This is a genomic window from Paracoccus sp. MC1862, assembly GCF_016617715.1.
GTDB lineage: Bacteria > Pseudomonadota > Alphaproteobacteria > Rhodobacterales > Rhodobacteraceae > Paracoccus.
This window is the reverse complement of sequence record NZ_CP067225.1, coordinates 2,514,305-2,537,742: the sequence shown is the minus strand read 5'-3', so window position 1 is coordinate 2,537,742 and position 23,438 is coordinate 2,514,305. Positions and strand designations below refer to the sequence as shown.

The window sequence follows — 23,438 nt, the reverse complement described above, 5'->3', positions numbered from 1 at the left end:
TTCCTTCGAGGTTTTTCGATGCTGATCCAGATCCCCGACGTGCTGTCGGCCGCCGAGGTCATGGCCTTCCGCGAGGTGCTGGAGCGCGCCGCCTGGGCCGACGGCCGCGACACCGCGGGCGACCAGGCCGCGACGGTCAAGAACAACCTGCAGATCCCGCCCGAGTCCCCTGTCGCGCGGGAACTGGGCGAGCGTGTCCTGCACGCGCTGGCGCGCAACCCGACCTATACCTCGGCCGCGTTGCCCTTGCGGGTGCTGCCGCCGATGTTCAACCGCTATGACCCCGGCATGACCTTCGGCGCCCATACCGACAACGCCATCCGCACGATCCCCGGATCGGGGGGGATGCGGATGCGGGCGGATGTGTCCACCACGATCTTCCTGACCGCGCCCGAGGAATATGACGGCGGCGAGTTGGTGGTCGAGGACACCTATGGCACCCATGCCGTCAAGCTGCCTGCCGGGCACATGGTCGTTTATCCCGCCTCGTCGCTGCATCGGGTCAACCCGGTCACGCGCGGCAGCCGCTGGGGCAGCTTCTTCTGGGCGCAGTCGATGGTGCGCGACGACGGCAGGCGGGCGATGCTTTACGACCTCGACCTGGCGATCCGGCAGGCCCGGGCCGTGATGGGGGACGAGGCGCCCGCCGTGCTGGGCCTTGTCAGCCATTACCACAACCTTTTGCGGATGTGGGCCGAGTTGTGAGCGCTGCTGCCGCGCTTGCCACCGGCCAGCTTCTGCTGGAAGCGGGTGAAGGGGGACAGGCCATTGAATCCTTCCGCATGGCCGCGCGGGCGGGCGATGCGCGCGGGCTGACGATGCTGGGCCGCGCGGCCGAACGCGGCTGGGGCATGGTTCCCGACGCCGTGCAGGCAGCGGGCTGGTATCGCCGCGCGGCGGCTGCGGGCGATCCTTGGGCGATGTTCAACCTCGCCGACCTTTATCTGCGTGGCGAGGGCGTGCCGCGCGACCCTGCCGAGGCCACCCGCCTTTACGCCGACGCCGCGCGTCGGGGTCTGCTGCAGGCGCTGAACATGCTGGGGAGGCTGGCTGAAACCGGCGCCGCCGGCCCACGCGACCCAAGCGCCGCGCTGGCCTACTACACCGCCTCGGCCGAGCGCGGCGATCCCTGGGGCCAGTTCAACCTTTCCCGCCACCTGATCGCCGAAGGGCGCCTGCCCGAGGCGCTGGATTGGCTGGACCGCGCGCTGGGCTGCCGCATCAGCGGTTTTCACGCCGCTGTCGCCGAGGCGCTGTCCGGCGTCGACCACCCGGACCTTTGCCGCCGCGCCGAACTGGCGCGTAGCCTCGCCGCCCCTTTGTCCGGTCGTGACTGAGTGGTAGGCCCCGCGCGCATGATCCGCAAAGCAGCATCCGGGGAGCGCCCATGAAATCCGTCCTTCTCGCCTGGCAGTTCTGGGCGCTGCTGTCCGCCGGTTTCGCCGCGCTGACGGCAATCTTTGCCAAGGTCGGCGTCGAGAACGTGGATTCGGATTTCGGCACCCTGATCCGCACGGGCGTGATCCTTGTGGTGCTGACGGGGATCGTCCTCGCGCTGGGCAAGGTCCAGCCGCCCGGCACGATCCCGGGGCGGTCCTGGGTGTTCCTGATCCTTTCGGGCCTTGCCACTGGCGGCTCGTGGCTCTGCTATTTTCGCGCGCTCAAGCTTGGCAACGCCTCGCAGGTCGCACCTGTCGACAAGCTGAGCGTGGTGCTGGTCGCGGTTTTCGGCGTCCTTTTCCTGGGCGAGCACCTGTCGGCCCCCAACTGGCTGGGGATCCTCCTGATCGCCGCCGGGACGGTTCTGGTCGCCTGGAAGGGCTAGCTGTCCCATCCCGGACGATCACATAGACCCTCGCCGGACCGCCCTCTTCATGGCAAGATCGATCCTGCGAGACGTCCGGGACGGGAGGCGAGCATGCTGATCTCTCTGCACAAGCAGGCGACGACGACACCGAGGATCCGGGCTGCGATCCAGGCGAGCAGCGAGCCGGCCTGGATAGTGGCGGAGCGCTACGGCATCTCCGAGCAGACGGTCTGGAAATGGCGCAAGCGCGACAGCGTCCATGACCTGAGCCACACGGCGCACCGGCTTCAGACCACGCTCACGCCGGCGCAGGAGGCCGTGGCGGTGGCGCTGCGCAGGTCCCTGCTGCTGCCGCTCGATGACCTGCTCTCGGTGGTGCGCGAGTTCCTCAACCCGGACGTCTCGCGCTCGGGGCTGGACCGCTGCCTGCGGCGGCACGGGGCGGGCAACCTGCGCGAGTTGAAGCCTGCCGCGCCGCAGCCCGCGCACAAGCCCTTCAAGGCCTATGCGCCCGGCTACCTCCACATCGACGTCAAATACCTGCCGCAGATGGCCGACGAGGACCGCCGGCGCTACCTCTTCGTCGCGATCGACCGCGCCACCCGATGGGTCTTCGTGCGCGTCTACCCGGCGAAGACGGCTGCCAACGCACGCCGTTTCCTTCGTGATCTGGAGCGCGCGGCGCCGATGAAGATCGCCCGGGTGCTGACCGACAACGTCCTATGTCAGGAGCAAATCGCCGCTTGAGGCGTCAGATCGCGGGGCATCCGAGCGACCGGATACCCTTAAGATGTTCGCCCGAGCGGGCTCCGCCGTCAAGAAGTGGTCTCTCCCATAGCAAACACAGGGTCGGCCCGGTCGCCGCCCTCACCGTCCTCAAGACGAGATCCGAATTCCCAAGCGGAAGGCCCGAACATTATCTACGAGGTCAGCACGCTGCCTCCACGGCTCGCCAGAGAGAGGTCCTTCCGCTCGGGCTCGCCCCCTCGAAGAAGGGACGATAGGGTTCGCCGGATTTGATCACGGCGTGAATGGTGCGGGCCATCTTCGCGGCGATGGCGGTGTAGGCCTTGCGACGGAGGTCCGGATTATGGCGGTCTTGCGCAATGTAGCGCTCGAACTTGTCGCGGAAGCTGTTGGCCCGCTGGAGCACGGCGGTCTGTCCAGCCATCCAGAGCGTCCGCCGCAATCTGGCATTGCCATACTTCGAGATCCTGCTTCTGCCGCGGAACAGACCGGATTGCACCGTGGCCAGATCCATGCCGCAGAACTTCAGGAATTGCCGGTGATGATTGAAGCGGCGCAGGTCTCCCGCCTCGGCCAGGATGGTTAGCGCATTGATCGGGCCGATGCCAGGCACTGACGTGAGAAGCTGGTAGTGGGGGTGATCACTGAGCAGTTCAACTGCCCGACTCTCGATCTCGTTGCGCTGGCGGATCAAGCTGCGGCCTTCGGCCAGCACCATGCGGAACATCCGCAGCGCATCGGAATCGGCTGCGACCGGCAACCCCACCGAACTGCGCGCCGTCTCGTAAATGTCTGAGATCAGAGCGGCTTTCGAAACCTTCTTCCCCACGACTGCCCATGCGGCCGCAACGAAATCATCCTTGTCCATTGCGGTGATCAGGTGTGGCGACGGGAACATCTCGAGAAAGGCAAGAAACCAGTCGCTTCGGGAACTGCGCTGGAAGCGGCCAGCTTCAGGAAAATAGAGAGGGAGATAGTGCCCCAAGATCCGATGCCACAGCTCGGTTTTGGCCTTTGATACGATCTCGTGCGTCTTGGACAGCTCCTGGATGTCGTTGATCCCCGCGTGGAGCGGATCCAGAAAGACCTGCGTGGCGCCGATCTGGAGCATGTGCAGGATAACCTGGGCGTCCTTCGGATCGTTCTTGTCCCAACTGTTGTGCAGCGCCTCGCGGGTTCTGGCCAACGCGACCGATGAAACGAGCTTCACGTCGAAGCCGGCCATGCCGAGGCGATACATCAGCGCGCGATGGTAGTTGCCCGTTGCCTCGAACCCAATCCTGACCGGGAGATGATAATCACCCAGCAGGGCGATGAGACGATAAAAGTCCTCGAGCGTATTGGTGATCGTCAGCCGCCGCCGGCGCGTCTTGCCGGGAACGGCGATCAGCACCTCGTGGCGATGCTTGGAAACGTCGATGCCTACCAGAACACGGGCATCCGCATTATGCTCAGCCTTGGCCATAGCCGGTCTCCTCTGTGGTGTGGGCTCGCAAAACCACCATAGAGACCTGAGCCCCGGTTATGGCCGCGCGCTGCGCCGTGTGAGGGCTTCGCGCGCGGCCATAACCTTCATGCGGCGCCGGGTTCCTGACGTGCTATGGCAAGGAGTTCACCGACCGGCTCTTCGGGTTGCGCCGCCGCGCCGCCACCGGCAACCACGAGTTCGACCGGCTCTGCGCCGAGTTCGGCATCGAACACCGCTTGGCGCCGCCGATGCGACCGCAGACGAATGGCATGGTCGAGCGGTTCAATGGCCGGATCGAGGACATCCTGCAGAGCCACCGCTTCCGCAGTGGCGAGGACCTGGAGCAGACCATCCTGCGCTATGTCCGCCTCTACAACGGCCAGCTGCCCCAGTCTGTCCTCAAAGGTCGAACACCCATCGATGCCCTCAAGGTCTGGCATCACGAAAGACCAGAGCTATTCAGGAAACAGCCGTATAATCACACGGGATGTGACAGCTAGCGTCCTGTGGAGACCGGGCCGCGCCAAGTTCCGCATGGCTGCGGCCAGCGTTCTGGCAGGGCAGGGAGGATACCGCTGGGAACGCTGTTTTCTTCGGCCGCAATCCGCCCTCATGGCACCTTGGGCTGCTCCATTGCCTGATGGAGCCTGCGAACAGCTTGAGACAGATGCCCGGTCTGCAGTTCGGGGGCGCGCGCAAGCGGCGAAGCCGGGCACGGGGCCAGCGCGCCGATGGCCGCGGATGATGGCGCCGGCCTTGCCACAGGCCGGCTGAACCGGATCATGGGGGCCAGCAAGCCCGTGCAGCGCCCGGATGCCCTGCAACTCTGAATCAGGCGACATCCGCGTTCTCCCGAAGGGGAGAAAATCGGAACGAGCGGAGCAAGTTTTCCGGTGAAATTCCGCTTCGACCATGGTATGCTCATGGCATAGTAATTCGTTAATGCAGGGTCCTGATATGGGCAGCCTTTTTCGAATTAATTACATTATATTGTCGATTTTTCTCGCACTGCTTCCGGGTTTGGGAGCGGCAGGTGATCCTGGTCCCCCTCAGAGGGCCGCTTTCGAGCCGATCGGGGATTGGTGTGATTCGGGAACAAGCGGAGAGCGAACCGTTTGCGCCGACCTGGCTGCGCTTGACCAGATTCTGGTCTATAACCGTTTCGGCTCGTTCAATCCCTACGGGATGATCTTCGCGCTGCGCCGCGACATCGCGCCCTTGGGCGGGGCGGTGCTGCTGGACAACGCCCAGTGCGAGGATCTGACCGGAACAGAGAACGGCAATGAAAACAGCGCATTGGAAGCCGGCAAGGTGCGGCTGCGCGATTGCGAGCGACCGCGCCCGCTGACGCTGCGCGCCAATGTGGGCGACCGGCTGGTGCTGCGGGTGACCAACCTGCTGATGCAGCCCGCCCCCGACTTCTCGGCCGATTTCTGCGGCGTCACGGGGGAAAACGATCCTGTGCGCGGCGCTGTCAGGGCTGGCGTGTCACAGGGGAACACCGGACACGTCGCGCATGGGCACGCCGCCTGCCAGCCGCCAGATGGCAGGCATGCCGCCGACGGCGCGCATGACTGGCCGGCCACGCGGCATCTCAACCTGGTGATCCAGGGGCTGACGCCGGTGCCCCATGACGATCCCCGGGACGGTCCCGGCAATCCGGTCATCCATCCCGCCTGCCGCGGGATCGATGCCGTGGGACCGAACGACCACTTCTATTGTGCCTACCGGATCCTGCGCGAAGGGCCGATGTTCTTCGCCTCGACCGCCGCGCCCGCAGGTGGCGAAGGGGACGGCGGCTCGCTGGTCCACGGGCTTTTCGGCGCGGTGCTGGCCGAGCGGAAGGGCAGCACATGGTATCGCAGCCAGACCAGCCGAGCGGCATTCGACAAGGCCTGGCTGCCGGCGGCCCACGACCGGCCGCTGCACAGCCGCGCAGACGGGATCGACTACGAGAAGGCGGACGACAAGGGCATCCCTTACCTGAACATGCTGCGCCCGCTTGAGGGACCGCAGGCGGGCGTGCTGTCGGCCGCCCGCGCCGAAATCGTCCATGCCGACCTCAATGCCATCGTCTATTGCGGCGCGACCGGCGGGGACGCCGATTGCCGGATCACTGGCGAGGATGGCCAAGACTCCGGTCCCGGCCTTCGCAACCGCGATCCGGCCCAGCCCCCGGTTCTTGCATTCCGGGAGTTCTCGGTCTTCTTCCATGACGAGCTCAAGACCTTCTACACCTCGAATTTCGAGGAACTGGGCGATTTCGGCCAGCTTGCCGGGGTGCGCGACGGATTTGCAATCAATTACGGGGCCTCGGGGATGGGGTCGCTGCTGTTGGCGAACCGCAAGGGCATCGGTCCTGCCGCCGATTGCACCGAATGCCTTTACGAGGAATTCTTCCTGACCTCCTGGGCCAATGGCGATCCGGCGTTGCTGGAATGGTATGACGACGATCCCTCGAACGTCCATCATTCCTATCTCAACGATCCGGTGGTGTTCCGCAATTTCCACGCCGGGCCGAAGGAAACCCATGTATTCCACCTTCACGCGCATCAATGGTTCGCGGGCAACGATCCCAACCGGGGCAGCTATCTCGACAGCCAGACCGTCGCGCCCCAGCAGGGATTCAGCTACAACATCTACCATGGCGGGCGACGTCGGCCGAATGGCGAGGGCCAAGGCTGGTGGGGCCACCAGGGATCGGGGAACCGCAACCGGACGGTCGGGGATTCGATCTTCCATTGCCATCTTTACCCGCATTTCGCGCAAGGGATGTGGGCGCTGTGGCGCGTCCATGACGTGCTGGAGGACGGCACCCGCCTGCTGCCCGACGGCCAGCCGGAACCCGGCCTGTCGCTGGGCTTCAGGCCCCCCGGCGCCGACCGACGGCCGGGCAGCGTCGATCCGAACGGCAACTGGCTGCGTGGCGCGGCAGGCACCCCGATCCCCGCGGTGATCCCCCTGCCGGGCGAGCCGCTGCCGCTGCTGCCCGGCTATGCCGACGCGCCGGACTGGGACGAGGCCAAATCGGGACCTGCCGAGCCGGATGCGCCGGAAGCCTTCGACCCCGATGCCGAGGTCGCGGCGATGCCGGGCTATCCCTTCTATATCGCGGGAGAGGCGGGCCACCGCCCGCCGCAGGCGCCGCTGGACCTCGCCCGAAGGCTCGGGGGACCGGAACCGGACCAAAGTTCCGAAAGCCCCGTCGACACCCGCAGCCCTGTCGCCGGGGCCTGGCTCGACGGGGGATTGCCCCGGCATGTCATGCTCGACGGGTCCGAGCGGGAACTGTCCTTCGACCCCCTGCCTTCCGGGGTCACGGCCCGGCTGCAGGACGCGGCCCTGCCCGCGGCCGAGCGGGCGGCGCTGCTGCGGCAGGTCGTGGCCCGGTCGCTCGCCATGGGCGACATGACGCTGGACCTGACCCGTGCCCGGCTGCGCGTGCTGGACCCCGAAGGCACGCCGCTGGAACGGGCGGCCATGGGCTTTCACCACAACGGGCTGGTCCATCGGCCAGAGGCGGCGGCCCCCCTGCCGCTGGCCCTGTCGCAGCCGGACGGCAATGAGGTCACCCTGGACACCGGGACCGGCGCCAGCGGCAGCTATCCCACCCGGGCCGCCCCCTATCCCACCCGGGCCGCCCCCTATCCCGCCAGCGCGCCCGGCCCCGGACCTGTCGCCTCTCCGGTCTTTGCCGTGAACGGCAGCCCGCCGCGCCCCGGCGCGCCTTTCGCCGATCCCTGCGGCATCCCCCCGGCCGAGGCCATCGGCCCGTCCCGGACCGACCCGCTGGCCGGCGGCCCCTATGCGCCCGATCCCGACCTGACCGGCTTTCGCCGCTACGAGGTCTCGGCGGTGCAACTGGACATGATCGTCAACACCGCCGGCTGGCACGACCCGCAGGCGCGCATCAATGTCCTCAGCGCAAGGTCGCCCGTCTACAAGCAGGGTCGGGGCCGCATCTCGCCGCGCATCAGCGACAGCGAGGAGCCGTTCTTCTTCCGCGCCCTGTCGGGCGAATGCATCGAGTTCCGCCACACCAACGAACTGCCCAGAACGTTGGAGCTGGACGATTTCCAGGTCCGCACCCCCACCGACACCATCGGCCAGCACATCCATCTGGTGAAGTTCGACGTGACCTCCTCGGACGGCTCGGGGAACGGCTGGAACTACGAGGACGGCACCTTCGCCGCCGACGAGATCGCGCATCGCCGCTGCGCCACCACCGCCCCCGGTGGCGGGGTCGAGGGCGGCGCCCTGACCCGTTCCACCGACGGGGAATGCGAGAACGGCAAGCCCCGCGCGCATGACATCTGGAAAAAGCCGCTGCCCGAGGCGCGCGACCGCTTCCAGACCACCGTGCAGCGCTGGTTTGCCGACCCGATCCTGTCGTCGGTCGCGGCCGGCACCGACCGGACCCGCGACCGCACGCTGCGGACGGTCTTTACCCACGACCATTTCGGGCCATCCTCGATCCAGCAGCACGGCTTCTATTCGGCGCTGGTGGTCGAGCCCGAGGCGCGGCCCCTGGCCGATGTCAGCAACCCCGACGTGCCGCAACCGCCGGGCGATGGCTTCGGACGGCTGACCCATGGCCTTCAAAGCGTCTGCGACCCCTCGGGGCCGGCGGGATGCTACAGGCCCCTTGCCGCCGAGGCGCTGTCCACCGTGGCCTTCGGCACCGCCTCGATGGTGGGGGCAAGCCGGACCGTCCAGCTCTGGCATCAGGACGGTGAACAGGACTACAGGGCGCTGACCCCGGATTTCCGCGAATATGCCCTGGCGATCGCGGATTTCGCCCTGCTCTACGATCCCCGCGACCGCATCTCGGAAACCGAGCTTCGCCGCAGGATCAGGACGTCCTCGACCGGCAGCCTCGGCGGCATGGCCACGCTGGCCTGCGAGCTGCACTGGCGCAATTCGCCGAGGTCGCTGGCATCGGTCTGCGGCGCCGATCTTTCGCGCGACGCCCGCGGCCACTGGATGTCCCCCGGCGAAGACGTGCCGCCCGCCTGGGAAGCGCAGGGCCGCATCGGCGACACTCCCGCCCATCGCACCGGTCTGGGCAATGACCTGCTCACGCAGGCGGACCTCAAGCGCCTGACCGATCATCTTGTGGCCTATCGCAGGAACGCCGCCGGGATGCCCGCCGCCCCTGCCTCTGCCCGCGCGCTGGCAAGCCCCGTCGCCCCGCCCCAGCGGCCCGAGTCCATCTCGGTCGATCATCACGACCCCTATCTCGTCAACTACCGGGGCGAGCCGATCCCGCTGCGTATCGGCGACAAGGACGCGGCAGGGGGAAGCCGGGCCGGCCGGCCCGAAACGAGGCCCCCGGCACTGACCTATGACGAGAACGGGAACAGGGCTGCACGCGAGCCGCCCGGCTTCGGGCCGTTTCTTCCCCCTCCCGGCGCAAGGCCTGCGCCCTCGGGGCCGCAACCCTGGCCCAGCCATGCGGCGAGCGTCCATTCCCGCGACTGCCGGCCCTTCCGCATGGACCGCCCCGGCCGCGAAGGCGCGGGTCCCAGCCAGGTCGAGGCCGCGCTGGACCCCGGCGCCCGGCTCCGGGACCGCTTCCCGCTCTGCTCGGTCGACCGCCAGCTTGCGGGATACCGGGGCGACATGGGCCTTGCGCTGAGTTCCCATGTCCATGGCGACCCCGCCACGCCTCTGCTTGAAAGCTATGAAGGCGAATCGATCCAGGTCCGGCTGATCCAGGGCGCGCAGGAGGTGCAGCATGTCTTCCGCGTGCTGGGCCAGCCCTTCCGCCGCAATGCCGACCAGCCCTTTCCCCGCGCCGCATTGGCGCTGGACCCGCAGCCGGGTCCGACGCGCCACCGTCTTTGCGCCGAGGCGATGTCGGACGGCCGCCCCGAGGACTATCGCAGGTGGCTGGAACGGGGCCTCAAGGAATTCGACCCCCCGCAGAGCCCGGCGGACAGAGAGTTCTGGGAACGGCACGAATGGCTGCTGGCGCATTGCGACAACCCCGAGGGCTTCACCTTCGTGCAGGAGGTCGGCATTTCCGAGCATTTCGAGATGCGCGGCACGCTGCGTTCGGACGTGGGCAGCGGCCCCTTCGAGTTGGCGCCCGCGGGACCTTTCGCCTCGTCCTCTGCAGCGGCTGCGTCCCGCTCGTCGGACGTCACGGACCGCGACGGCCACCGGGTGCCCGAGGGGGTGGCGGATTCGCTTTACGACTTCGGCTCGATCGATGCGACTTGGAACGGGGCCTGGGGCCTCGTGCGGACCTATCGCGACGCAGCTACTCTGGACCCCGCGACCGGCAGGCAGATCGGCAGCCGGCTGAGGCCGATCGGGGAGGGAGGGGCCAGGGGGCAAGCCTTCAGAAGCTCCACTGAATCCGCCGATGCCCCCGAACCCGTCCCCCCCGCCTCAAGCGGCCTGTCCTGCCCGGCAAAGCCCGTTTCCGGCATCATCACACACCGCAGCGAATCCGTGATCGTCGCGCTGCAGACCCGCGACATCTGGCCCGAGGGAACCGATTACGGGATGGGCCGCCATGACCCGGACGGGCTGATGCTGGCGCTGCTGCGCCCCGAGGCGCTGGGCGGGAACGTCGGCTTCCATGACGAGAACTGGGGGAGCGGCCTTTCCCGCGACACGGTGCTGAAGGCGGTCAAGACGGCCTACCACCGGGGGCCCGAGCCTTTCGTCATGCGCGTGAACGCGGGCGATTGCGTGACGCTGCGCTTCGTCAACCTGCTGCGGGACGAGGGTCGGCGCGGGGGCCTGCGCGACCTGCTGGGGGATGCGCGGATGCCCCCGATCGTGCCGCTCAACACCGACCCGGCCGTCCGGGCGGACGGACCCGAGGGCAGGCCGCGCCGGATGATCCTGGACAGGCCCGGACCCGGCCTGCCGGACGGCGGGCTGCGCCCCTCGGCCCGCATGGGGCTGCGGATCGGCCTGCCGGCGCTGGACCTGCTGCGCGACCTGCCGCTGGGCGTGGGCTTTTCCGCCGGCGCCCTGCCGCCCGCCTCGGACAAGCGCGTCAGCATCGGCCCGATCCTGCAGTTCTTTGCCGGGCGCTATCGCGTGGACCCCGAACTCAAGCTTCCGGACGTCCTGGACGAGCAGCTCCGTCTTTCGCTGCTGCAGGCCGCCGGGGGGCAGGATGGAAACGGCAGTGACCTTTACCCCGCGTGGAAACAGCTTGCCGGGCGATTGAAGCCGAACGTCATTGTTGGGGTCCACGAGGTCCAGCCCGGCGAGGACTTCCTGTTCGAGGTGATGGGGCGGCGGTTCGGGATCGCGCTGTCCGACCCGGACTCCGGCCAGTCTGCGCAGCTTCCGGGATCGGATGCCACCGTGATCGGAAGCCTCTGCGCAGCCCTTCCCTGCGTCACGGATCACGACGCTCTGCTTGGTGATCTGGTTGGTGATCTGGAACGGGCCGCCGGCCTTGAGGCCCGGCAGGCCGTCACCGACCGTATCCACTGGATTCCCTATGCCTTCGGCCCGGTGCCCGTCACCTCGACGGCGGACGTGATCTCGCACGTCCCGCACGGGATGATGGGGGTGATCGACGTGGTGCCGGTGGACTGGGACCTTTCCGCCGCCGACCCCGCCCGGACGACCCTGCCCCCGTTCGTGGACGGGTTCCCCCGCCGCAGCATCGGTCATGTCCCGGCGGGCGCCGGGCTGCCCACGCGGCGGATCGAGATCCTGCCCGCGTCCCGGCCGGGTCCGATGCCGGTGGACCTGCCTGCCACGCGCCTGCGTGAATTCGTGCTGTTCTGGCAGGACGGGCTCAATCTTCACGCCTCGGACAGCCGCACGAAATGGCTGTGGGACGACGGCATCCCGGTCAGGAACGTCCGCCCGGTGGCCGATTGCCTTGTCTGCGACGACAGCTATGACCTGGGCGAGGCCGGGGTGAACTACGCCGCCCCCGGCTTCGACCGGATGCTGCGGCGAAGGCTGGGGATCGACGCGGAGGCCCAGGACGACCTGAACCCCGTGAAATTCCCCCGCGACTTCTTCGACCCCGCGTCTAGCCCGAAGCCGATCGTCCTTGAAGCCTGCGGGGGCGAGGAGGTGGTGATCCGGGTGGTCCATCCGGGCGGCCGCGCCCGCCAGCGGGCCTTCGTGATGAACGGCTTTGCCTATGACGACCTGTTCCCCGGCTTCGGCTTCCCGAACGCCGCCCTGCTGGCGCCGGGCAAGTCGGTCTCGGCCTGGCTCACCCCCAGCCTGCGGGCAGGGGACGTGGCGCTGTGGTTCGACGGGCCGCTGACGCGCCGGGCGCAGGGGGTCTGGGGCCTCATCGTCGCGCGCAAGCCGGGCGAGACGCTCGGCTCGACGGGCGAGTCATGCTGAGCGGGCGCTGGATCGCGCCGCTTCTGCTGGCCGCAGGCGCCGTGGCCGCGCAGGAAGCCCCGCCCGAGCCGCTGCGCCCGGCGCTGACCGCCAGCATCGAGGTCCTTGACGACGGCGGCCGGGCGCTTGACCCCGTGCCGCCGGGCGAGCCGTTCCAGCTTGCGGTTTCCGTCCGCAACCACGCCGGACCCGAGCCGCCGGCCGGGCTGCGCCTTGCCGGCTGGCTGCGGCGGGTTTCGGCGCGGAACCTGCCCTGCCACCAGGCGGCGCGGGCCTTCTTTTCGACCGGAAGCCTGCCCACCGACGCGGTGTCGCTGAACGGGCCGGTGCTGGGGGTCCTGTCGGAGGAAGGGTCCTTCACGGTGGTCGATCCTGCGATCAGCCTGGCCAGCGCCAACCTGATCGGCGCCGCGACCCTGCCGGAACAGCCCGCCGCCCTGGCTGCGGCGCCGCTGTGGGGGGGCTTTCTGGTCAGCCTGCCCGCGGCGGGCGAGGTGCGGGCGCTTACCGCCTTCGGCGCGCGGTCGCGGGTCGTGGCCGGGGGGCTTGACCGCCCGACCACGCTGATCGCCGATGGCGCGGGGGGCGTCTGGGTTCTTGAGGAAGGCGCCGCGCGGATCAGCCGCTTCGACGGCGGGGGACACAAGACCGCGACGCTGGCCGCGGTGGCCCTGTCGGGGGACGCGGCCACGATCCTTTTCCGCGACGGGGCGGGCGGGCTGCAGGTGCTGGACGCCGCGACCGCCACGCCGCTGGCCGTCCTGCCCCCCGCGCCGGATGCCACCGCCGAGGCGCTGCTGCCCGGTCCCGATGGCCCCGTGGCGGTCCTGCGTCTGACCAAGAACCGGCTGGCCGTCCATTACCTCGACGCGCCCGACAGCGCGCGCGAGATCGCGCTGGCCAGTCCCGTCGCGCGCCTGGCCGTCGATCCGGCGGGGCGGCTGGCATTCGCCTGGGATCCCGCGGGCGGGCCGGTCTCGGTCATCGACCTGGCGCGGGGGCATCTAGCCCGGACGGTGGGGGCGCATGGTTCGGCCATCTCGGAAGTCGTGGTCCTGGACCGGATGGCGGTCCTGCTGCGCGCCGACCAGTCCGAGGCGGCCACCCTTGCGCTGGATTCCATTCGCCCCGGAACCGAACCGCAGCTCGGCGCGGTGCCCCTGGGGGCGGCCGCGTCCCGGCCCGTGACCGAACCGGGGTTTCTTCTGGCGGTGCCGGGCGGCAGCGAGGCGCTGGCCATCCACGCCCAGAGCTTCACCGGCTTTGTGGTGGGGCCGACCTCGGCGATCGGCGCCGCGCCGCCCATGGCCTCGGTCCGGCTGCGCGGGGGCGTGCCGCGGACGGCCGCCATCCTGGCGCGCGGCTTTTCCGAAACCGGCCCCGGCCGGTATCGCGCGGGCGCGGTCATCCCCGGCCCCGGCCGCTACGAGCTTGTGCTCAGCACCGGCGTGGGCGGGCTGACGCTGTGCCACGAGATCCCGACCCTGCCCCTGCCCGGGGCGCAGGCGCCCGCCGCACGGATCGCGGCCGAGGTCGACCCCGTGCCTGCCGCCGACGGATCGCGGCAGGTCACCTTGCGGATCGTCGGGCCGGACGGCTTGGCCCTGCCCGGCGTCGCCGGCGTCCTCAGCGTGGCCGCGCTGGAAACGGGATGGCTGCAGCGGGCCGATTGGCCCGAACGGGACGAAAGGGGTTCCGGGATGACCTTGCGCCTGCCGGCCCGAGGCACCTTTGTCGTGACCCTCTCGGGGGCGGACAGCGCCGGCGTTCCCCCGCTTGTGATGGAGCTTGGCCCATGATCTTCCGCGCGAACGCCCTGCTGCTGGTCCTTGCCGCGATCCTTCCCGGTCCCGCCCGGGCGCATGAGGGCCATGCCCACCCGCCCGTGCCCGCGCAGGCCGTCTTTCCGGCCGAGCGGCTGTCGCCCCCGGACCTGCCGGTGACGGACCGCTTCGGGACGACCAAAGGCTTCGTCAGCCGCTATGCAGAGGCGCCGATGCTGGTGGTCAGCTTCACCTATGCAAGCTGCGGGACGGTCTGCCCCCTGTCGAACGCGGTGCTGGCCGAGGTCCAGGACGAACTGACGGCCGCGGGGGCGCGGATCGTTTCCCTGTCGATCGACCCCGCCCGCGACACGCCCGCGCTGATGTCCGTCTCGGCCGAACAGTTCGGCGCAGGGCCGTCCTGGGAATGGGTCGCGGGATCGGTGCCCGACACGCGCCTGCTGATGACGGCCTTCGGCGTGCCCGTCGGCCCGCCCGAGGCCCATGTCCCCACGATCCTCGTGGGCAGCCTGTCCTCGGGCGAGTTCACCCGCGTGGTCGGCATCCCCGATCCGGCAAGCCTTCTCGCCATCGCCGGGGCGCCCGCGCGATGAGATTTGTCCTTGGCGGCCTGCTCGCGCTTGCGTCAGGCATCGCCGCTGCCGAGGACGCGGGCCATGCGCTGTATCAGCGGGGCGAAGGGGCGACGGCGGTGCTGGCGGGGGGCGCCGCGCGGATGCCCGCCCGCGCCTTTCCCTGCGCCAACTGCCACGGTGCCGACACTCTCGGCGGCCGCGAGGGCGGGGTCGTGGTCCCCCCTGTCGGGTGGAGCCGCCTGTCCGTCCCCACGCCCCGGCGCCCGGCCTATGACGGCCCGGCGCTGACCCGCGCGCTGGCCGAGGGGCTGGACCCGGCCAGACGTCCCCTCGGGGCCGCGATGCCGCGCTTCGAGGTCGCCCCCGAGGCACTGGCCGCCCTGGCCTCGGCCTTGGCCGCCATCGAGGCCGAGCAGCAGGCGGGCATCCACGGCGCTGAGCTTCTCCTGCGCCCACCCTCGGATGCCGCCGCACGGGCCGGGTTCGAGGCCGCGCTGGCCCGCCTGAATGACGAGGGCGGCGCCCATGGCCGCCTGCTGCGGGCCGCCCGCCCGAACGAGCCCGCGGCGCTGGACCTGTCCGATCTTTCGGCCGTGGCGAACGCCCTGGCAGCAGCCGAGGCCCGCGCCCTTCTGTCCGCCGCCGCCGAGGATGGCCTGACCGCGCTGGCCGTCGCCGGGCCCCCCCCTGATCGGGGATTGCAGGCGCAAGCCGCGGCGGCGGGGGTCGCGCTGGGCCCGTCCTCCGCGGCGGTGCTGGTCCTGGGCGCGCTGTCCGACGACCGCGCCGCCGCGCTGGAGGCCACCGCCATCTACGCCCGGCGTGATGCGCTCAGCCCGGCGCTGATCGCCGCAGCCGCCCGACCCGGCCTGCACCTGATCCTGACCGATCCCTTCCCCGAGGCCGCCGCCTGGGCGCGCATGACCGGGCAGGGGCGCAGCGCCGCCCTTGGCCATGCCGCCGCGCGGATGGCCCATGAAGCCGCGGTCCGGGCCGGGCGTCGGTGTTCGGTCGCGCGGCTGGCTGCGGCTCTGGCCGAGGTGACCGGCCGCGATGTCGCCATCCGTCGCCAGAAGGCGCCCGGCGTGGCCTCTTTCCCGCAGGAAGAACCCGCAGGACCCTAGCCCTGCCCGCAGGCTTTGGATGTCCGCGCATCGCGAGACCTGATCTTGCAGGACGCCACCGTCCCGGCGGGGAACGCGGATGCTTGACAGGTTCGGCGATGATTGCGCTTGATGGCGGAAAGTGGGGTGGAACGTGATCAGGCTGCTTGCCGCAAGTGGGTTCTGGGCCATCATGGCGGGCATGGCCTTGGGCCAGGACGACAGCGTTTCCGCCGAGTTGCCGAACCCGGGAAAGACCAGCGCGCTGCGGGAGATCATCGTCCTGATGGAGGATGAGGCCGCCGACCTGCAAAGCCAGATCGAGGCCATGCGGAGCGAGCTTGCATCTGGCAGGCAGGCTTCGGATGCCGCGCTTCCCGAAGACGGGGCGCCCACCCCGCCGATGACGGAACAGACCGAGGAACTCGAAGCGGCGAAAGCCCGAGCGCAGGCGGCAGAGGAAAAGGCCGCTGCCGCCCAGCGCCTGCTGGCCGAACGCGACGCGGAACTGCAGGCTGCCCGGCAGACCACCTCTGAGGCGGCGGATGCGGAGGCCCTGCAGGTCGCCGAGGATCAGGTCCGGGAACTGACCGCGCAGTTGCAGGCTGCCCGAAGCGACGCGCTTTCGGCGGAAGAACGGTTGTCGGCGGCAGAAGCGGCCTTGCAAGGGCGCGAGGCCGAACTGGCAAGCGCCGAGGAACGCGCGGCGCAGGCAGCGGCCAGCGCCGATGCGCAGGCCGGGATGGAACGGGATCTGGCCGACCTGCGCGCGCGCCTTGCCGAAGCGGAGGCCGCCCGCCAACAGGCGGAAACGGCCCGCGCCGATCTGGCATCCCGCTTGAACGCGCTGCAACAGGAGCTTGCGGCGCGGCAGCAGGCCGAGGGCCTCGAAAGCGAATCCTCGGAGGCTTTGGCCGGGGCGGAAGCGCGCCTTGCCGAACTGCAGCAACAGACGGCCGAGACCGAGGCGCGTCTGGCGGAACTCGGCCAGCAGCGTGCCGCCGTGGAACAGCAGGTCGCCGATGCCGGGGAAGCCCTTGGCACCGCGCAACGGCAGCTCGCCGATTTCGCCGCTCAGCGCGATGCGGAGGAAAGCGGGATTGCCACCCTCGACGCCCGCCGGACCGAGGCGGAGGCCGCCCTTTCCCAAGTGCAGCAGCAGGCCGCTGATTTCGCTGCGCAGCGCGTAGCGGCGGAGAACGAAGTTGCCGCGCTGGATGCCCGCCGGGCCGAGGCGGAAGCCGCGCTTTCCCAAGTGCAGCAGCAGGTTTCCGATCTGGCCACACAGCGCGAGACGGCGGAAAGCGAGATCGCCACTCTGGATACCCGCCGGATCGCGGCAGAGGCTGCCCTTTCCCAGATGCAGCAGCAAATCACTGATCTCACCACGCAACGCGAGGCGGCAGAGGCAGAGATCGCCGCGCTGGGCACCCGCCGGGCCGAGGCAGAGGCTGCGCTGGCCCGGACGCAAGGGAGCGAGGCGGAGCTGCGGCAGGGGCTGGAGGAGGCGACGACGCGGCAGACGGCCGCGACCGCCGCCGCGATGGAAGCCGAGCGCCGCCGGGACGAGGCCGATCAGGCCTTCGCCGCGGCCGAGGACCGCCGCGCCAGTGCCGAGGCGGCCTTGGCCGAAGTGACCGCCCGGCTTGAACAGGCATCCGCCACGCGCGAGGCCATGGAACAGGAGGTCGCCCGGCTCTCTGCCGAAGTGCAGGAAACAGCGCCCGCGCTTGCCGAGGATACTGCGGCCCCCGGTGAGATGGCGGCGGCGCCCGCCGAGGACACGGCCCTGTCCGTTCCCGCGGCGGACTCGCAGCCGGCGCGCTGGACGGCAGAGGAGGTCGAGGCCGCCTTGTCGCGCGCCCCGGCGCTCGGCTCGGGTCCCGAGCGCGCTGAGTTGCAGCGGCGTCTGACCGGCGGGGAATGCGCGGCAGAGGCCCTGAGGGGCGCCTATGGGCAGATCAACCGGCAGACCCTGCTGGCGCTGGTGGCCGAGCTTGGCGCCTGCAACTGACACCACCGGCCCGCAAAGCCGAAAGGGGAGGAAAGACGAGATGAGCAAGACCCGATGGCTCGGCATGGCCCTTGGCGCGGTGCTGGCCCTGGCCACAGGCCCCGCCGCCGCCCAGCAGGAATTCCGCAAGGCGGTGATGACCGGCGGGGCGTCGGGCACCTATATCCAGATCGGCCGCGACCTCGCCGGGCTGATGGCGCAATGCGGCCAGACGCTGAACGTGATCGAATCCGCAGGCTCGCTGGAAAACTTCATGGCTGTCCGAAAGCGCAGCAATACCCAGTTCGGCATCGTGCAGAACGACGTGCTGGAATATCTGAAGACCTATTCCGCCAATGATCCCGACGTGGCCCGCGCGATCTACAATGTCCGCATCGCCTTCCCGCTTTACGACGAGGAGGTGCATCTGCTGGCGACATCGGACATCGACAGTCTTGCCGACCTGGCGGGCAAGCGGGTGGCGATCGGGGTCGAGAACAGCGGCACCTTTCTGACCGCCTCGCTGGTGCTGGACCTGACCGGCACCCAGCCGGCCGAACGGCGCCTGATCTCGCCCGCCGATGCGCTGCCCGCGCTCAAGGCCGGAGAGATCGACGCCTTCTTCTATGTCGCCGGCGCCCCCACTGCCCTGTTCGCCGAGGGCGAAATCGACGGAGAACGGTTCCAACTGGTGCCGATCGCGGACCAGACGCTCGGCAGCGTTTACGACACGGCGACCATTCCCGCGAACACCTATCCGTTCCAGCCCGAGGCGGTGGAAGGAATCGCCGTCAAGGCGCTGCTGATGACCTTTGAATATGATCCCCGGGGCAACGGCTACCAGCAGCAAAGCTGCAAGGCGGTGTCCGACCTGTCCCACCTGATGCTGACCCGGCTGCCGCAGCTGCAGGAAAGCGGCCATCCCAAGTGGCGGAACGTCGACCTGCAGGACATCCCCCCCGGCTGGGACATCGGCAACTGCGTCAATCAGGGGCTGCAGCAGGGCTACCAGCTTCAATGCGCCGCCCCGCTTGCCAGCGCAAGCGCAGCGCCCGCAGAAGAGCCCGAGCAACCCGCGGAAAGCGACGCGAACCGGGCCTACCGCGAATATATCTGCGCCACGCTGGGGTGCTGATCCGGGGTTCGTGCCGATCCCGAAGGCCGGCTATTCTTCCGCGGGGATCATGCGGACCAGGGCGGAAGGGACGCTTTCCGAACCATCCGCCCCGAGTGCGGTGACGCGCCATGCGCTGACCGGAAAAGGCAGGATCAGCCCCGGGACCGTTGTTTCCTGAACGGGCAGAGGCTGATCCACCGGGCCGAAGATCTCGACCCGGAAGCGGACGGGCGCGGCGCCTTCGGGCAGGCGCCAGATCATCTCGCTGCCGCCGTTGCCTGGCCGGGCCTGAAAGACGGGGACCGGCGGTGCCGGGATGCCCGGCGCATCGGCGGTCGCCAGGGCCTGTAATCGTTGTTGCGCCCTTGGCAGATCGGCGGCCGCGGCATACCACAGCCGCGCCATGTCCGGGTTCGGTGCGACTCCGCTGCCGGTTTCATGAAGCTGTCCGAGGTAATAGGCCGCGCGGGCGCTTCCGCGAAGGGCCGCGCGGGCATAGGAGATGGCCGCCCGGCCGGGATCGCGGCTTTCGAGGTCCAGCGCCTGTGTCATCAGGGCCGGAATGGCCAGTTCCGGTGTGATGGCGACCGGATGGGGAACCGAAAAGGCCGGCTGCAGGGCAAAGGGTGCGGGCTGCCCCGCTGCGGCTGCCGCCTGTTCCATGGCGGCACCGGCCGCGGGCGGGGCCGGGCGCATGGCAGCCGGCGCGGGCGCTTGCCCCCATTGAAGCCAGACCAATGCCGCGCCGCTGGCGATAACCGCCGCTGCCCCCAGCCACGAGCCTTGACGCCTGCCGGGTTCGCGGAAGGGGGAAAACAGGGCCGGATCGACCGCAGGATAAAGGGCAGGGGCCGGCGCAGGATCGTGACGGGGCAGGCGCGCAGGGCATCGGGTCGTCGCGGCGGTGGCTCTCGCAACGCACCGCCTTCGGAGAGCGCCTGCCGGGTCTTTGGCAAGTCGGGCCGCGTGGCCGATGCCGGAAAAGGATCAGGCATCAGGGCCGGCGGCGCGGCATGGTCCGTAGTGCCCGCGCTGTCCGATGCCGGGGGGTGCGGCGCTATGGTTGCAAGCTGGCCCTCGGGGGTGCCGGCAAGGGGAACATCGGGGGCTTGGCGCGATCCCGTCGCCGCCTGCTCGGCCAGACGGCTCAGCACGCCGGTGGTGCTTGCCTCGTCCAGCACTGCGCCCGCCCATGCGCCGTCGATCCGGGACAACCCTGCCGATGCGGCGGTTCTCAGGCAATGATCGGCCATGACGTTGATCAGCCGGGGCAGGCCCAGCCCGAAGAAATGCAGCACCTGCATCGCGCCGGCGTTGAAGATCGGCGCGGTCGCGCCCGATTGCGCCAGCCGGTGCGCGACATAGCCGGCGGTGTCGCCCTCGCCCAAGGGGGTCAGGACCGCATGGACGCCCCGCGCGAAGCGCAGCCTCGGCGCGACTAGTCGGCCCCGCAATTCCGGGCGGCCGGCGAGCAGCAGCGTCAGGCCGCCCTCCGCCGCCAGCGATGCGAGGGCTGCGATGCCCTCGACCTCCAGCGTCTGCGCGTCGTCCACCATCAGCAGGGTGGAATGGCCCTTTGCCCGGTTCGCCTCGGCAAAGCGGCGGACCTGATCCGAAAGGTTGGGACCGTCGCTTTGTTCAGGCAGGCCGAAGGCATCGCGCACCTGACCGAAAAGGCTGCCGGGCCGGGGCTGCAGAGCCGAGACAAGCCCGGTGATCCATCCCTTGCCGTGGCGCCGATCAGCCAGCAGCTTCAGCAGCGCCGTCTTGCCCGTCCCGGCAACGCCCGTCAGCGACAGAACGGGTGCGCCTGCGACGACCCCCTCCCCGATCCAGTCGAGCACGGGTTGGTGAGGCTGCGACGCGTGGAACAGGGACGGGTCAGGCGCGTTGTCGAAAGGCGCCCGGCGGAGACCGAAATGATCGAGACAGGCCAAGGACATGACGCGCAGGATGTTGCCCGCTTGGCCGCAGGCGCGCAAGGGAGGCGGCCTTGCATGCCGGATTGCCAACTGCAGTAGGGCAGGCCCCCCCGGCCACCCCGGACCCGACGACGCTGGTGGTGGCCGGTGAGCCGCAGCCCTTGTCCTGCCCGACGCCCCTTTGCTGCCCGTGCTTGCAGCATCTCGGCTTGGCTGCCGGCACTGAACCTGCAGCGGGTCCGATCAGGCGGAAGCGCTTCTGGCTGGTGAAGCCCGCCGCGCATGATGCCGGTCCGCAGGCAGGCAGGCAGGCCGCCAGCCGGACGCCATACCTCCGCCCTGTTGCCGGCCGAGGCGGAAGTTCACCCCTCGGAAAGGGCAGCCGGTTCGCCCTCGTCGATGTCGGCACCGGCCTCCATCCCGGCACCGAGCATCCGTTCGGCCTCTGCCAGACGGGCCGCGTCACCGGGGCCGAAGCGGGCTGCGACATCAGGGGCATAGCGCAGCAGGTCCGACCGCAGCCGCAAGAGCGACAGGTCCTTGGTCTTGGCTTCAAGCATCACGTCGAATTCCAGCCCTGCCGCGTCGCGCATGAAGGTCGCGAACTCGAAGGGATTGGTGAAATCCGCGTGCCCGGTCCACACCGGCGGCAGCAGCACCGTCTTGACGCGGGACGTGGCCTTGACCACCCCCTTCGTCAGCGCGCCTTTGGGCGGGCCGGCAGTTCTGGCCGCCTCGCGTTCCTTGTCCGTGACCTTGCGCTTGATCTCGCGCATCTCGGTCCGGGGCGAGGAGAAATGGATCTTCGGCCGCACGCCTTCGGGCCACGAGCCGATGAACCGTTCCAGCGCGGTCCGCAGCGCCAGCCCCTCGGGGTTCAGGCACCAGTGATGCTGGTAGTCGAAGATCAGCGGCACGCCGCAGCGGTCGTGAATCCATAGCACGTCAGAGGCAGAAAAGCGGATGTCGTCGTTTTCCAGCACGAGGCGGCGGCGGACATGGTCGGGGCATTGGTTATAGCCCTCGATCCAGCGGGCGCGGCTTTCCTCGCGGTTGTCGTAAACGCCGCCGACATGGGTCACCAGCACTGCTTCCGGTCCCATGCCCATCCGGTCCAGCATCTCGGCCTGCGAGGACAGGTCCCAGATGCTTTTCGCCGTCAGCGCCGGGTCGGGGCTGTTCAGCAGCACGAACTGCGAGGGGTGAAAGGACAGCCGGATGTCCAGCTCGCGCGCCTTGCGCCCCAGCGCCGCAAGTTCTGCATCGCTTTCGGCCACCATGCCGTGGAACTGCGGCATGTCCGGGTGGGTCGCATAGGGCGCGAGGTCCGAGGACAGGCGGTACATCCCGATGCCCGTGCGGGCCAGGTAGTCGAGGATCGCGTCCACGTATTCCAGCGAGGTCTTGAGGTGCGGGTTCTGCTGCCAGCGCCGGGTATCGTTGCTTTTCAGGCCGGGCTGTCCCATCACCTTGACGGGAAAGCCCATCCGCAGGGGTCGTTCATGCATCGGGCACCTGTTCCTCGGGAAAGCCGATCCGGGCGGCGAAGTCGTTCCAGTCGGCCGGGCGCAGGGCGCCGCCGGTGGCCTGGACATGGCCGCTGCCGTATTCCGTGCCCGCGCCGGGCGGCCGGTGGTCGGCCAGAAAGCGGATGAGGTCCGTCCCGGTCGCGGTGCGCGCGGCGAAATGGACCCAGCCCGGCCGGTAGCCGGTGTTCGCGGCCAGCACGATCTTGTTCTTCAGCCGCCCGCGCCAGGCCTGCGCGACCAGCGGATGGACCTGGCAGGGCGAGGCAAAGCGGATCAGCGCGATGTCGCCGCGGACCTTCGGCGCTGTCCGCCTGGCGCGGTCGAGTTCCGCCGCGACTTCGGCGCGGGCTTCGCGCAGAAGGGCGGTTTCGGGGTGGTCGCCCTTCACAAGTTCCTTGGGTCCGTCGCATTTCAGCAGAAGCTCAAGCGCCGGGCCTGCGTCGGCCGCTGCGGTCCGGCGCGGGGCGTTGACCAGCGCCACCGCTTCCCGCAGCGCCGTCTTGCCGTATCGCGCCTGCGCCTCGGCAAGCTCGGGGAAATCGCCCGTTGCCATGTCGCCGATCAGCCCCAGGGCGGCCAGCCACGAAAGTCCCTCCGCCTGGCCCAGCCCTTCGGCGCACCAGAAGGCCAGCAGCGCCGAGGTCGGCTCGGGCACCCAGCCGTTCCCCGAGATCACGACCGCCCCGCCGGGCGTGCCCGAGGGGACGTGGTGATCGACCAGCACCGTGGGCACCCCCGGCAGGATGTCGCCCTCGCGGATGCCGAGATCGGTGGCGATCAATCCGCCGGGCTGGCGGGCCTGCAGTTCCCGGCCCATGGCGAGCGACCAGGGGTTTTCGCCCTTGCCTGTGATGCGGATCTCTGCGGGCCGGCCGGCGCGGTCCAGCGCGCGGGCTAGGATCGCCGTCGCCGCCAGCCCGTCCGCGTCGAAATGGCCGAGGATCAGCGCCGGCCGGTCCGGGTCGAAGCCGTCGAGCGCCGCCCGGAAGGCCGGGCCGACGTCTGAAGGATTCTGGGGGCGGCAGCGGGGCATGACCCTCAACGGCGCAG

The 23,438-nt window shown here is 69.7% G+C and carries 14 protein-coding genes and 2 pseudogenes; 11 read left to right on the top strand and 5 right to left on the bottom strand.

What is annotated here, in order from left to right:
* Window positions 1–18 precede the first annotated feature (18 nt).
* The 4 genes and pseudogenes from JGR78_RS12495 to JGR78_RS12480 all read left to right on the top strand — a co-directional run.
* Window positions 19–705, top strand: coding sequence for a Fe2+-dependent dioxygenase (locus JGR78_RS12495; RefSeq protein ID WP_182792700.1), 687 nt, complete (start codon window positions 19–21; stop codon window positions 703–705).
* Complete coding sequence (locus JGR78_RS12490; protein ID WP_182805975.1) at window positions 702–1,337, top strand: tetratricopeptide repeat protein; 636 nt, start codon at window positions 702–704, stop codon at window positions 1,335–1,337. The genes JGR78_RS12495 and JGR78_RS12490 overlap by 4 nt, the downstream gene beginning before the upstream one ends.
* 50 nt (window positions 1,338–1,387) lie before the next feature.
* Complete coding sequence (locus tag JGR78_RS12485; RefSeq protein ID WP_182792702.1) at window positions 1,388–1,825, top strand: EamA family transporter; 438 nt, start codon at window positions 1,388–1,390, stop codon at window positions 1,823–1,825.
* Window positions 1,826–1,918: 93 nt separating this feature from the next.
* A pseudogene (locus JGR78_RS12480) lies at window positions 1,919–2,524 on the top strand (IS481 family transposase); the annotation flags it as partial.
* Window positions 2,525–2,735: 211 nt separating this feature from the next.
* Here the strand turns inward: JGR78_RS12480 and JGR78_RS12475 are convergent.
* The gene (locus JGR78_RS12475) at window positions 2,736–4,019 is read right to left on the bottom strand and encodes an IS110 family transposase (RefSeq protein ID WP_200559324.1); all 1,284 of its coding nucleotides are present in this window, start codon (window positions 4,017–4,019) and stop codon (window positions 2,736–2,738) included.
* A 125-nt stretch (window positions 4,020–4,144) separates the two neighbouring features.
* Between JGR78_RS12475 and JGR78_RS12470 the strand changes: the two are divergent.
* The 7 genes and pseudogenes from JGR78_RS12470 to JGR78_RS12440 all read left to right on the top strand — a co-directional run.
* A pseudogene (locus JGR78_RS12470) lies at window positions 4,145–4,522 on the top strand (integrase core domain-containing protein); the annotation flags it as partial.
* Window positions 4,523–5,207: 685 nt separating this feature from the next.
* Complete coding sequence (locus JGR78_RS12465) at window positions 5,208–12,365, top strand: hypothetical protein (RefSeq protein WP_182804726.1); 7,158 nt, start codon at window positions 5,208–5,210, stop codon at window positions 12,363–12,365.
* Entirely contained in the window at window positions 12,359–14,164 is a 1,806-nt protein-coding gene (locus JGR78_RS12460; RefSeq protein ID WP_182804729.1) for a hypothetical protein, read from the top strand. The genes JGR78_RS12465 and JGR78_RS12460 overlap by 7 nt, the downstream gene beginning before the upstream one ends.
* The gene (locus tag JGR78_RS12455; protein ID WP_182804731.1) at window positions 14,161–14,742 is read left to right on the top strand and encodes an SCO family protein; all 582 of its coding nucleotides are present in this window, start codon (window positions 14,161–14,163) and stop codon (window positions 14,740–14,742) included. The genes JGR78_RS12460 and JGR78_RS12455 overlap by 4 nt, the downstream gene beginning before the upstream one ends.
* The gene (locus tag JGR78_RS12450; RefSeq protein WP_182804733.1) at window positions 14,739–15,848 is read left to right on the top strand and encodes a hypothetical protein; all 1,110 of its coding nucleotides are present in this window, start codon (window positions 14,739–14,741) and stop codon (window positions 15,846–15,848) included. Before JGR78_RS12455 ends, JGR78_RS12450 begins: the two co-directional genes overlap by 4 nt.
* A gap of 133 nt (window positions 15,849–15,981) precedes the next feature.
* Window positions 15,982–17,841, top strand: a complete 1,860-nt coding sequence (locus JGR78_RS12445) for a hypothetical protein (protein WP_182804735.1) — start codon at window positions 15,982–15,984, stop codon at window positions 17,839–17,841.
* A 40-nt stretch (window positions 17,842–17,881) separates the two neighbouring features.
* Entirely contained in the window at window positions 17,882–18,955 is a 1,074-nt protein-coding gene (locus JGR78_RS12440) for a TAXI family TRAP transporter solute-binding subunit (protein WP_234450741.1), read from the top strand.
* A gap of 30 nt (window positions 18,956–18,985) precedes the next feature.
* Here the strand turns inward: JGR78_RS12440 and JGR78_RS12435 are convergent, their stop codons facing one another.
* The 4 genes from JGR78_RS12435 to JGR78_RS12420 all read right to left on the bottom strand — a co-directional run bounded on the left by JGR78_RS12435 (window position 18,986) and on the right by JGR78_RS12420 (window position 23,421).
* On the bottom strand, window positions 18,986–19,489 hold the full coding sequence (locus JGR78_RS12435; protein ID WP_182804737.1) for a tetratricopeptide repeat protein: 504 nt from the start codon (window positions 19,487–19,489) through the stop codon (window positions 18,986–18,988).
* On the bottom strand, window positions 19,489–20,781 hold the full coding sequence (locus JGR78_RS12430; protein ID WP_182804740.1) for an AAA family ATPase: 1,293 nt from the start codon (window positions 20,779–20,781) through the stop codon (window positions 19,489–19,491). The genes JGR78_RS12435 and JGR78_RS12430 overlap by 1 nt, the downstream gene beginning before the upstream one ends.
* A 440-nt stretch (window positions 20,782–21,221) precedes the next feature.
* Window positions 21,222–22,367 (bottom strand): UV DNA damage repair endonuclease UvsE, encoded by a 1,146-nt coding sequence (gene uvsE, locus JGR78_RS12425; RefSeq protein WP_182804742.1) that lies wholly within the window; start codon window positions 22,365–22,367, stop codon window positions 21,222–21,224.
* Complete coding sequence (locus JGR78_RS12420) at window positions 22,360–23,421, bottom strand: DHH family phosphoesterase (protein WP_200559322.1); 1,062 nt, start codon at window positions 23,419–23,421, stop codon at window positions 22,360–22,362. Before JGR78_RS12420 ends, uvsE begins: the two co-directional genes overlap by 8 nt.
* Between the last annotated feature and the right edge of the window lie 17 nt (window positions 23,422–23,438).

Coding starts and splice junctions, on each gene's coding strand:
- JGR78_RS12495 (WP_182792700.1), top strand. CDS start 19: ATGCTGATCCAGATCCCCGACGTGCTGTCGGCCGCCGAGGTCATGGCC.
- JGR78_RS12485 (WP_182792702.1), top strand. CDS start 1,388: ATGAAATCCGTCCTTCTCGCCTGGCAGTTCTGGGCGCTGCTGTCCGCC.
- JGR78_RS12475 (WP_200559324.1), bottom strand. CDS start 4,019: ATGGCCAAGGCTGAGCATAATGCGGATGCCCGTGTTCTGGTAGGCATC.
- JGR78_RS12465 (WP_182804726.1), top strand. CDS start 5,208: ATGATCTTCGCGCTGCGCCGCGACATCGCGCCCTTGGGCGGGGCGGTG.
- JGR78_RS12460 (WP_182804729.1), top strand. CDS start 12,359: ATGCTGAGCGGGCGCTGGATCGCGCCGCTTCTGCTGGCCGCAGGCGCC.
- JGR78_RS12455 (WP_182804731.1), top strand. CDS start 14,161: ATGATCTTCCGCGCGAACGCCCTGCTGCTGGTCCTTGCCGCGATCCTT.
- JGR78_RS12450 (WP_182804733.1), top strand. CDS start 14,739: ATGAGATTTGTCCTTGGCGGCCTGCTCGCGCTTGCGTCAGGCATCGCC.
- JGR78_RS12440 (WP_234450741.1), top strand. CDS start 17,882: ATGAGCAAGACCCGATGGCTCGGCATGGCCCTTGGCGCGGTGCTGGCC.
- JGR78_RS12435 (WP_182804737.1), bottom strand. CDS start 19,489: ATGACACAGGCGCTGGACCTCGAAAGCCGCGATCCCGGCCGGGCGGCC.
- uvsE (WP_182804742.1), bottom strand. CDS start 22,367: ATGCATGAACGACCCCTGCGGATGGGCTTTCCCGTCAAGGTGATGGGA.
- JGR78_RS12420 (WP_200559322.1), bottom strand. CDS start 23,421: ATGCCCCGCTGCCGCCCCCAGAATCCTTCAGACGTCGGCCCGGCCTTC.